General features: G+C 65.1%; 6 protein-coding genes. 2 read left to right on the forward strand and 4 right to left on the reverse strand.

Annotation, left to right across the window (positions count from 1 at the left end; translation table 11 throughout):
* Positions 1–94: 94 nt before the first annotated feature.
* A complete protein-coding gene (locus RCH11_RS11735; protein ID WP_327057194.1) occupies positions 95–1,252 on the forward strand; it encodes an exonuclease SbcCD subunit D in 1,158 nt (385 codons plus the stop codon).
* Entirely contained in the window at positions 1,249–4,212 is a 2,964-nt protein-coding gene (locus tag RCH11_RS11740; protein ID WP_327057195.1) for an AAA family ATPase, read from the forward strand. Before RCH11_RS11735 ends, RCH11_RS11740 begins: the two co-directional genes overlap by 4 nt.
* 3 nt (positions 4,213–4,215) lie before the next feature.
* Here RCH11_RS11740 and RCH11_RS11745 read toward each other — a convergent pair whose 3' ends face one another.
* The 4 genes from RCH11_RS11745 to RCH11_RS11760 all read right to left on the reverse strand — a co-directional run bounded on the left by RCH11_RS11745 (position 4,216) and on the right by RCH11_RS11760 (position 11,667).
* The gene (locus tag RCH11_RS11745; RefSeq protein WP_327057196.1) at positions 4,216–4,728 is read right to left on the reverse strand and encodes a hypothetical protein; all 513 of its coding nucleotides are present in this window, start codon (positions 4,726–4,728) and stop codon (positions 4,216–4,218) included.
* A gap of 50 nt (positions 4,729–4,778) precedes the next feature.
* Positions 4,779–8,072 carry a UvrD-helicase domain-containing protein gene (locus tag RCH11_RS11750; protein WP_327057197.1) on the reverse strand — a complete coding sequence of 1,098 codons (3,294 nt, stop codon included), beginning with the start codon at positions 8,070–8,072 and terminating at the stop codon, positions 4,779–4,781.
* Positions 8,069–10,939, reverse strand: coding sequence for a PD-(D/E)XK nuclease family protein (locus RCH11_RS11755; protein WP_327057198.1), 2,871 nt, complete (start codon positions 10,937–10,939; stop codon positions 8,069–8,071). The genes RCH11_RS11750 and RCH11_RS11755 overlap by 4 nt, the downstream gene beginning before the upstream one ends.
* Before the next feature lie 92 nt (positions 10,940–11,031).
* On the reverse strand, positions 11,032–11,667 hold the full coding sequence (locus RCH11_RS11760) for an NUDIX hydrolase (RefSeq protein ID WP_327057199.1): 636 nt from the start codon (positions 11,665–11,667) through the stop codon (positions 11,032–11,034).
* Between the last annotated feature and the right edge of the window lie 29 nt (positions 11,668–11,696).

Raw genomic sequence — 11,696 nt, forward strand, 5'->3', positions numbered from 1 at the left:
ACTCCAGAAGGCGCTCAAGGACGAGGCAAGGCCTGCCATCCGGCACGCCTCGTCACCTTCCAGCGAAGTCGGCCGTGCCCGATAGCGTGCAAACATGAAGATCCTCCACACCTCCGACTGGCACATCGGGCGCAGCTTTCACACTCACTCGATGCTCGAGTTCCTTCGCCCGGTGCTCGATGCGCTGGTCGAGGTCGTGCGTGTACAGGGGGTCGATGTCGTCATCGTCGCCGGGGACGTGTTCGACTCCTCGATGCCGTCGGCGGAGGCATTCACCGTGCTCTCGCGGGCGTTTCGGGACATCCGCGATGCCGGGGCCAAAGTGGTCATGACCAGCGGCAATCACGACTCGGCGACCCGGCTCGGGTTCCAGTCAGAGTGGGCGAGTCTCGCCGGCATACATGTGATCACGGGCCACGAAAGCTACCTTCCCCCGATCACCATCGACGATGCGTTCGGGCCGGTGCATTTCTACGGCATCCCGTATCTGGAGCCGGCGCTCGTGCGCCACCACTATCCGGAGGCCGAGTTGCGCACCCATGAGCAGATGCTCGGATTCGCGATGAACCGGATTCGCACCGACATGGCGGATCGCGGCGGACGTTCGGTCGCGATCTCGCATTGCTTCGTGGCGGATGTCGGGTCCGAGTCGACGGATGTCGAGCGGGACATCACGGCTGGCGGCCTGAATCTGGTGCCAGCCTCGGTCTTCGACGGACCGGATTATGTCGCCCTTGGCCACATTCACGGACGCAGCACGATCAGCGAACGCGTGCGCTACTCGGGCGCCCCGCTGCACTATTCATTCTCCGAAGCGGGAAAGCCGCGCGGCGGCTGGATCGTCGATCTCGGCGCCGACAGACTGGACGGTGTCGAGTGGGTCGACCTGCCCATCCCGCGCCGACTCACCGTTCTGAGCGGCGACCTCGCCGATCTCCTCGCCGACGACAGCCACACGAGCTATGAGCAGGACTGGATTTCCGCCATCCTCACCGACCAGGTGCGCCCGATAGACGGGATGCGGCGCCTGCAGAAGCGGTTCCCGCACGCCGTGAAACTGGAGCATCGGCCCGCCATCGTGGTCGACTCTGACACGGCGACGTATGCCGAGCGCATCAAGGAGAAGACGGATAGGGAGATCGTGACGGGATTCCTCGAACACGTTCGCAATGGCGTCGGGCCGACCGCCTTCGAAGATGGGCTGATCGACGATGCCATCGCCGCCCGCGCGGCAGCGGAGGCATCGGCGTGAAGATCAAGAGACTCACCATCGCGGGATTTGGCCCCTACAAAGACGTGCAGACGGTCGACTTCGAACGGTTCGACGCCGACGGGATCTTCCTGATCACGGGCAAGACCGGTGCCGGGAAATCGAGCATCCTCGACGCGATCTGCTATGCGCTCTACGGCAGTGTGCCCCGCTACGACGGCACTCAGGCTCTACTTCGCAGCGACCATGCGGACCTCGCCGACCCCACCTTCGTCGAACTCGAATTCTCCATCGACGGCACGGACTATCGCGTCAATCGGGTGCCCGAATACGAACGCCCGAAGGCGCGGGGAGAGGGGATGACCAAGCAGGCACATGAGGCGACCCTGTGGGTACGTGTCGCCGACTCCTGGGAGGGGATCGCCGCGAAACCTGTCGAGGTCGCCCACGAGCTGGCCCGCATTGTGTCCCTGAACAAGGACCAGTTTCTGCAGGTGATCCTACTCGCACAGAATCGTTTCCAGGAATTCCTGCTCGCGAAGAACGATGACCGGCAGGCCGTGCTCCGCACGCTCTTCGGCACCCGCCGGTTTCGTGACATCGAGACCCAACTGGATGAGCGACGCAAGGCTGCGGCGGCAGAGATGAAGTCCGCGGAGGAGTCCCTCACGAGACACGCCCGCCGGGTCGCAGACCTGCTCGAACTCGACGAGGCGCCGACTCGCCCCGACGAGGCCTGGTTGAACACCGGCAAAGAGTCACTCGACGAGCAGTTGCAGACAGCCGTCACGAACGCGGCTCGTGCGGACCTCGAGTTCGCCCAGGCCGAGGCCGCCTACAGCGCCGAGGTCGAGGTCCGGAACCTTCAGGTGCGGCGGGATGGCGCCGTCGCCACCCTCGCAACGCTGGCCGAGGCAGGTCCGAGCATCGATCTCGACCGCGCCGCGTTGAAGGCCGCTCATCGTGCCGCGACCGTGTGGCCTCTTGCTCTCGCCCGCGACGCCGCAGCTGAAACTCTCTCACATGCAACAGTGGAACAGGCCGCCGCTCTAGAGAAACTCGCGAAGTTCGGCGATGCATCGGGAAAGCACACGCCTGCATCGCTTGCAACGACCGTGAAGTCGTTGACCGGAATGCTCGGCTCCCTCTCGGACACGCTCGCAGAGGAGACACGCCTCCCTGCGATCGCCTTGGAGGTCGCCGAACACGAGATGTCACTGGCGACGGCGGAGAAAGAGCTCGAGACGGCGCTCCTTCTCGAAACAACGCTTCCTGCGCAGATTAACGATGTCGACAAGCTGATCAGCTCCACCAGCCTTGCTGCCTCGAAAGCCGAGGAGGCGACAGCCCAGTTGGATCGCGTCTCCGCCGCCCGGGCGGCCTCCGCGCGCGCCGAAGATGCTCGACGGCTCCTGGGCGAAGCGAAAGACGCGGAAGCGGCCGCCAGTTCCGCGCATCTGGATGCCGTGCAACGACACGACACCCTGCTCCAACAGCGTCACAGTGGCTTCGCTGGCGAACTTGCGAGGCAGCTTACCGAGGGGGAGCCGTGCCTGGTGTGTGGTTCCGTCGCGCATCCGGCACCGGCAGTTCCGGCGAGGGAGGTCGTGACCGAAAACATCGTCAATGCCGCCCGCGCCGCGGTCGGGGACCGTTGGGGTGAGCTCGAAGAGAGAAGGATCGCGGCTCAGGACCTCTCGACGCGGGTGACCGACGACGAAGCTCGCGCAGACGGCAAGTCCGTCGACGAGCTTGATGCCGTCCTGGTGCTCGCCACGGTGGCGGTTGACGCGGCTGAGTTCGCCGCGGGCGAGTTGGTGACGATCACCGCAACCGGCGCCCGGCTGCGCGCCGAACTCGCGGCCGTCAAGTCAGAGCTATCCGCGCTCCGCGATGGTCGTGAGCAAGTCCTCCGACTGCTCACCGAGAAGAAGACCGCGAGAGACACCATCGTCGATCGCGTCTCGAAGAACAGCGAGGGTTTCCATTCCGTGGCCGCCCGAGTCCAACAGCTCGAGGCTCACGCGGAGGCGGCGCGTGCGCTCAGCGAGAAGGTGTCGGGGGTCGAGTCACGACGCAGCGCACTCAACTCGGCGACCACGGCGCTCGATGCGCAAGCCACGGATCAGGGATTCAAAAGTGCCCAGGACGCCGTCGCCGCGCGACTCGATGACGCGGCCGCGGGCGCACTCGAGTCGGGAATCCGCGTCCACGATGATTCCGTGGCCGCCGCGACCGCGACGATCGAGGACTCCGCGCTTGTCGGCATCCCGGACGAGCTCATCGACGTCGAACTCGCCGCCACACGACGGGCCGAGTGTAGCGACCAGCGGGATGCCGCTCTCTCCACACGAGGTGCCCTGGAGACGCGCTCAATCGACCTCGCCACGGTGGTGACGGCGGCTCTCTCCGAGCTGGGAACCTCCGCGACTCAACGGATCGAATTCGACCAACTCCAACAGCTCGCAAACGTCGTTCAGGGCAACGAACCCAATGAGAAGCGGATGCGACTTGAATCGTTTGTACTCGCCGCCCAACTCGAAGAGATCGTCACGGCGGCGAACCTCCGCCTCCACACCATGACCGGGGGCCGGTTTGCGCTCGAACACGACGACCAGCTCCAATTCCGGGGGGCGCGATCGGGACTCAGCCTCGCCATCCGAGACGAACACACCGGACGCAGCCGGGCCGCGCAGTCCTTGTCCGGGGGCGAGATGTTTCTGGCGTCCCTCGCCCTCGCGCTTGGACTGGCGGAGGTCGTGTCGAATCAGGCTGGCGGCATCCGCCTCGACACACTTTTCGTGGACGAGGGCTTCGGCTCGCTCGACAGCGACACCCTCGAGGTCGCGATGACCACCCTCGACAGCCTTCGAGCCGGCGGTCGCACCATCGGCCTGATCAGCCACGTCGAGGCCATGAAGGAGCAGATTCCCGCCAAACTGCAGGTCTCCGTTACCGACCAGGGGCACAGCGTGATCGAAGAGGGTTACGCCGCGGTGTGACGCCTATCGCGGTCCGCCCAGTCCACGATGAGTCGCGTCGGTGAAAAGGTCGGATACGTCGGAGACGTCGCCGCCTCGTGACATCTTCGACCGGAGCAGTTCGTGGTTGACGGACTCCAGGCTGTCGCGTTTGAGCCACTGCCAGCCGCTGACACAACGGAAGTCGCTTACGGCGACCAACAACAGGTGGGTGTCGGGAATCGGCGTACCTTTCGTCGCCTCCCATTGCAGGGCGGTGGCGCCATCCATCAGAGCGGTCCAAGTCTCATCCGTTCGGCGCAAGTCGGCATGGACAAAACCTCGCCCAATCTGACCCACGACCGGGATTCCGTCCGCCACCATCAAGTAACTCCACGCGTAGGAGTCCATCCCGTGGCCGGAAAGTCCGAATTGCACCCGCGATTCCCACCCACCCTGCAGGATGTGGTCGAGCGGCGGGTCGAACTTGTAAAGGTCATCGGGAGACGGATTGCCGGTGATGCCTGAACCGAAACCGGCAAAAGGTGGGCGGTCCAAGTCCGCAGCGAATGAGTGGTCCGAGCCGGGAATGCCTGTGGCGCCAAAGTTCACCGAATCGATTGATGGCTGCTCCTTGTCATTACGCGGGCCGGGTTGTCCCGACAGAACACAAGGTCCAGCCGGCTCACTCTCTCGCCCGTTGCGGTGGCGATGAGTTCGGCATAGGCCGTGAGTTGCCGCCAATACTTTTCCAGTAACTCGTCGCGCATCTCCAGGTCTGTCTTGAAGTCCACGATCACAAGCGAACCGTCATCTTCCCGATAGACCAGGTCGGCGATACCCTCCAGGACGACGGTGCCGTCGAACGCCGTCACTGGCAGCTCCAGCCAGTGGTCACGCGTCGCGGCTTTCGCGACTGTTTCGGAGGCGAGCGCATTCCGGGCGAGGGATGCCAGCAGACCGGGGTTGCCGAGTCCAGCAGCCATCGCCACGTCGGAGGCGATGCGTTCTATCGGTGCCGACGAACTCAGATTGGAGAGCTCCAGCACCCGGTGCACGGCGGTGCCGAATTCGGCGCCGTGGTCGGTGGAGCGCTCGAATTGCAACAGCTCGATGGCGGCATCCAACACTTCACCGACAAAGGAGAGCGCCGGCGCTGCGGCATCTGATTGGGGGCCCTTGGCGCGGGCCGTGACCGAGATCGACGCCCGCACCGCCGAACGCTCGATCCATCGTGCCCGTTCGCCCTCCCAATCCTCGAAGGCCGGCAGCGCACCGATCTCGACCACGGATTGCGACGAGGGCAGCATGGCTGACCGGTCGAGGTCGAGGGCGACAGCGTCCGCCACCTTCAGCCCCTCGGCCATAAGGAGGGACCAGCTCGGGCTCTTCTTCGGCGGGTAGGCGGACACGACGAGGTGCGACTCCACCCGGGTGCACGCGACATACATCAGCCGGATCCGTTCCGCTGTGAGGAAGGTCTTCTCGCTCGCGGACGACTCGGCATACCCAAGGCTGGAGACACCCTCACGGGACGAGGTCGAAGCTTTGAAGGAGACAAGAGGAGCGTTGTCCTCGCCCCAGAGCACTCGAGATGACGAGGTCTTCCACGCTGAACTCATCCCGGACAGGATAACCATGGGGAACTGCCGGCCCTTCGCACCATGGATCGTGCTGATGCGCACGGCGTTGATGCCCGAATCGGGGACGATGCTCTCCTTGACGCGCGTTCCATCCTGACTTTGGCTGTCCGTCCAGACCAGGTATTCGCGCAGACTCCCGAAGGTCGCCTCCGACCAGGCCCGGGCCTGGTCGATCACGAACCGAACTCGACGCCACACGTCCCGGTACCGCGGCGAATCCAGGGCCACCTCGCGCACGAAACGATCGGTCACCAACCGGTCAAGCAGGTCTGCCGGGCCCAACGTCTCCGCGGCGCGATGGAGCTCGCGCAGGTAGGCCATCGACAGTCCCACCGGGTGCTGGTCGAGGCCCTGCGGGACGGGAGCGTGGAAGTTCCAGCGGCCGCCTTCGACGCGCCACAGGAGCAGATCGTCGTCCCCGCAGGCAAACAGGGGGGTGCGCAGCGCCAGGGCGAGGGCCGCCTCATCCGCGGTATTGGCGAGTGCCTGCAGCGTGAGCAGCAGGTCGTGGATCTCCTGAGTGGAGTAGACCAACGATGAGGCCTCGGCGATGAAGTCGATGTTCTTCCCCTCGAGCGCGTTCTCCAGCGCGAGAAGCGACGTGCGGGACGGCAACAGGATGCAGATGTCTTTCAGCTCCATGGGGGTGCGCTCGAATGACCCCGGATGCTCGTTCAGCCAGACGGGCCCATTTGCCTGTCCCACCGCTTCCACGATGACGGAGGCGACGTTGAGCGCCTCTCGCTCCCGGCGCTCTGCCGAGGACGCTTCGGCGAGTTCGGCGAGTTCATTTTCATCTGCACCCAGCACCACAACTGACGGACCGCCCGTCGACTCATCCCACTCTGGCCGCGTGGGATTGTGAGTGAGGGACTCGTACTCCGGCTGCCGGTGCCCGTCATCGACGATCAGCTTGCCGAAGGCGGCATTGATCCAGCGGAGCACCGGCTCGGTCGAGCGGAAATTCGTGATCATCGAGACCGCGGCGTTGGAATCCGCCACTAGTGAGAGGTCGAGCAATTCCAGATACATTGCGATGTCGGCCCGGCGGAATCGATAGATCGACTGCTTGGGATCACCCACCATGAACAGCCGTCCTGGTGGCACGCTCAACTCCCGCCAGTTGCTCAGGTCGGCGGTGACCGAGGCCGCGATCCTGATCGCGAGTTCGGCCTGGAGCGGATCCGTGTCCTGAAATTCGTCCAGCAGGATGCGCTGGTAACGGCCGTGCAGCCGAGCGTGCACCTCCGCGTTCGCCGCTCCGACAAGCAGGTTGCGGCTCAGCACCAGCAGGTCGTGATACTCCAGCGCGCCACTTCGTTGACGCGCGCTCGCCTCATCGCGCAGGATGGCTCCGACCACCGAAATAACCTTGGCGATCGCGGGCTGGATGAGGTGTGCGGCTAGCCGCTTCGCTTCCATTACCAACTCGTCAAACTGTGCCTTGACTGACTTCGCGTCAGGCCAGTTGCCGGCCTGCCCGCCAGTGCCCTTTCCCGGGACGCTCGCGAGCAACTCGAAAGACCGACCCAGGTCCTCGGTGCCGATCGCTTCTCGCCCGAGGAGGATCCACTCGTCCAGAAGATCGAACCGCAGCAATAGCTTGTCTTCGAAATTGTTGCATTCGACCCGGCGTTCGGACAGCTCGATCACCTGCCGCAGGAAGGGAGCGAGGTCGAGAGACGGCACGACCGGAATCGCGACGACCTCAGCGGGAAGTCGATCCCACGAGGAGTCCAGCTCCTTCGCGACCTCCTCGAGGGTGGACAGCGTCATGCCCGCGGCGAGCAGGACCTCGAGGGCCCGGGACGACTCGTCATCGGCGAACAGAGCCGTGCGCACCCGCCGCCAACGGCCGCCGAACGCGATCTGAGACCGGAGTTCATCCACGACCTCGATCGCCGGCGGAAGCCCGGCCTCGATCGGGTTGTCTTCGAGAATTCGGGTGGCGAACGAGTGGATCGTGCCAATGGGCGCGGCATCCAATTGGTCCAGGGCGTTGCTCCGCTGCTCCTCGCTCAACGGGCCTCCGGGCGCCGCGAGTTCCTTCCGCACGCGTTCGCGCAGCTCGCCGGCCGCCTTCTCAGTGAAGGTGACGGCCGCGATCGTGCGAAGCGGAACTCCCGAGGCCACCAGGGCGAGGATGCGTTGAACCAGATGGTGGGTCTTCCCGCTTCCGGCGCCGGCCTTCACAAAGAGATGGCGGTCGAGATCCGTGTCGATACGATCACGGTCTGCGATGTCGAGAAGCGTGCTCAAACCTTGTCCTCCGGCCAGAGTCGGGCGACGCCGGCGAGTTCCGGGCGGGCCACCAGCCGCGGCCACATGTCATTCAGTTGGTCGGTTCCGACCCGGTCAGTGAAGGTCGAGAACGGGCCCGAGGCCCGCTTGGGTGGGAAGATCCCGGATCGGATTGCGGTGATCACGAGGCTCACATCGGTGCGGAAGGTTGCAATAACCGCATCGGTGAGGTGGTACCCGCGGGAGGTGTTTGCGCTGAGGAAGTCGTAGGTCATGCTGACTGGCCCCGCGGTCCCGCCTGCCGCGGACTGCTCGCGAGCGTAGATCCCGTAGACGGGCAGCTGGTAGAAGTGACCGTTCGCGGTGGGGGTCTCTTCGGCGAGGTCGTCATACTTCTTCGATCCGCCAGTCTTGTAGTCGATCACTCGAACGCTCCCGTCGGGCAGGCGGTCTACCCGGTCGATCTTTCCGTGGAACCAGATCTCGCTGCCGTCATCGAGTGTGAAGGGTACAGAAGTCGACGTGTCATCGTTTCTCGGCCCGAAGGACGCCTCGGCGGAGAACGGGTGCCATTCGTCGCCGGAAACCTCGCGCTTCCACCATTGGACGAGTTCGTGAAGCATGCGCTGTTGGTGGCGGCGCCAGAGGTGCTCGAACCAGGTATCTTTCCGGGCCTCCTCGAACACCGCGCTCGCGATCCGGGTCAGGGCCTTCCTGCCGGCGGCGCCATCGACTCCGGCAAGCACACCGAGTGTGAAGAGTTCGAGGACGCGATGGGTGATGACTCCGAGGTCCAGCGCATCCGGTTCGATGCCCTCCTCCCGCAGATTGCGCGGCCGGACGCCGAGCACATGGCGGAGGAAGTAGAAGTAGGGGCTGCTGGCCCAATCTTCGAGACTGGTCGCGGAAATGGTGTTCTCGGCCACGGAGATCAGTTGCGCGACGGGTGCAAGGTTTCCGGTGAACCGCGTGAACTCGCCGAGGCGCCGGTCGCGGCGCATCTTCCGAGCCAAGGTGACAACTTGCGCTGGGGGAGGGTCGATCGATCCGAGCGCGGCGCGTAGCCGCCACATCTCGCGGGTCGTGGGCAGAGGCGATGATCCGGGCGTACCCAGGGCAATTCCGGCATGATGCGATCCGACCTCGATCGCAGCCTTGCCCGATACCGAACTCAGCCAGCGTGAGAGTTCACGATCGCCGGCACCGCGGAGGTCACCTCGTGGGGCGGTGAGGATGAGGGAATGAGACGCGCCAGCCGCAACCGAAAGGAACAACCGCCGTTGCTGCTCGACCCGCTCAGCGAGAACCGGCAGTCCCCAGAGTGTGCGGACATCGTCCGGAATGAGGGGGTCCTCCCACTGTCGAGCGGGGGTGATTCCCTCAGCGAGGCCGACGATGAAGACCTCGTCGAGATCGCGGCCGACACCCGACTTAAGCGGGCCGAGCGAGACACCGACACCGATCGAACCGGTGCGGGACACCAACCCGACCACGGCCGCGCCGACGCTCTCCCTCGCTGCGGCGATCGTCGGTCGGCCGGCGATGCCATCGAGGAAGCGAACATTGGTAAGGATCCCGACCAGTTGCGCGCGAGCCGCCACCGCCTCATCCGTTTGCGCAGCTTGGATGGGCTGGAAATGCTCGTCGAGGAGTTCGAGAAGGGATTCGGATGCCTCGCTCCACGAGGTCACCAGGGCGAGCCTGACGAGCGTCTCGGCGACCGCCGCGAGGTATGAGTCGAACACGGACTGTCGGCGGGCGACGATCGAGAGCAGCTCGACCTCGACATTCTCCTCTTCCAGATCGACGAAGCTCACGATCCTGCGGGGCTCCACGACCGGTTCATCCACTCCCTCAGAGGCGAACATCCGCTCACACTGGGCGCTGGAGGGAAGGGTTCCGTCGCGCCAGGAGAGCACGCCATCGGCGATGATGTCGAGAACCGCGTGTGGATCGATCGAGTCGGAATCGAGAGCCAGCATGGCCAGCACGCTGCGAGCCAGCGCGGTGTCGGCGAGCTCGCGACCACCGGGTCCGTTGACGACGACCCCCGCGTCCGAAAGGTGCTTGTTCAGCAGCACGCGATAGGGCGTGGAGGATCCCCAGAACACGCCGATGCGATTACCGTTGACGCCGGTCCGGATTCGCTCGACGACCTGCCGTGCGATCTCGCGGCATTCCTCGTCCGAGTCCGGGGCGGTGACCACCGTCGCTGTGTCGAGAATGGATGCGTCGGGCTCGAGACGCACTTCACGGAAGGCTGGCCCGGCCCGCAGCGCATCAAGCAGCTTCGCATCGAGCGGTGCGGAGGCCTCGGGAAGCGCGAAGGCGATCAAGGTGCCGAGCCGAGACGCCACCGTCGCGTCGCTCAGCGCCGTGATCGCGACTGTCGCCTGGTCGGTCGGGGTGAACCAGCCGCCACTCAGCCGTGCGGAGGCGGCGGAATAGATCCGAACGACCTCGGCGACGAGCGGGCGGTGCTGCTCGTTCCCGAGCCCAACAGCATCGAGAATCTCACAGGCCCGGGCGAGGGCCCGAGAGGTGGCCGGTTGGTCCCACACGGCCGCGAACACTCCGGGCTGGTGTTCGAGTTCGGCGCGAACCGCTCCACGCCACGCTTCTGGGAACATGGCCCGCCGCCCCTGGACACTGCCGGTTTGCTCGAAGAGCATGCTGGCCAGATCCCCGAGCGTGTAGGTGCTCACATTGAGCACACCGTTTCCGTGGTTCGCGTGGCGAGCCAGGTAGCGGCGTAGGTCGATGCCGCTGGCTCGCGAGGGAACAATGACGGTGACCGGCGCGAGGCGGGAGGTGGACTGCGCTTCGTCCACGAGTGCGCCGACTCGCTCAAACGCCGCGGACAGTGTGCCGAGCGGCTGGCTCATGGGTTCCTTGGATCAGAGGAAAGAACTGGGTCGTCGTCAACTTATCGTGACGTTCCGGCGATTCTCGCGAACACCAAGGACATTTCCTCTAATCAAGTGCGCGCGAACAACCGTGGCGGCTTCCCCACAACCCCCTGAACCGTCTCCCCGGTGGCTCGAAGCAGCGGCTCCATCGCCCGCCGGAATGTATCGCGGGGGAGCGGGGCGCCGGCAACACCTTCATGTAGCAGTTGAAGGTCGCGCAGGGTGAACGACTCGGCAAGCAACCCCGCCGGATCCGGGCTCAAGATGTAGTCGGTCCTCAGGGTCCCCGCCGCGAGCGAAATGATCTCCTCATGCCCGTAGGGGAGGGCCGGCACCTCCGTCACTGGCACCAGACGCGCGATCTGCTCATCGATGGCGAGGCGCGACGCCGGTACCGCATCCAGGTGGGCGACGGAGAGCACCCACCCGCGGTCATCCCGGTGCGGATCGTCGAAGACGTGGAGTTGCCGGGGGGAGAGGCCGGTGACTCCGGCCTTCGCCCGCAGGGAGCGGAGCACGGCATCCGCGAGGCGTTCGCCCTCGTGCAGGAAGGTGCCGGGTAGGCGCCAGCCGTCGCCGGTCCGCACGATCAGCACGCTCAGCGCACCACCGGCGGGCACCGTCAACACAGCTGTGTCGACGGCGACCGAGGGGTGCGGATAGTCGGCAAGGGCGTGATGGTGCGAGTCGCGGTATTCCGTCATGCCCCGATTATCGCAGATTTGCGCATAAT

It is taken from the genome of Glaciihabitans sp. GrIS 2.15 (genome assembly GCF_035984695.1).
Taxonomy (GTDB): Bacteria; Actinomycetota; Actinomycetes; order Actinomycetales; family Microbacteriaceae; genus Lacisediminihabitans.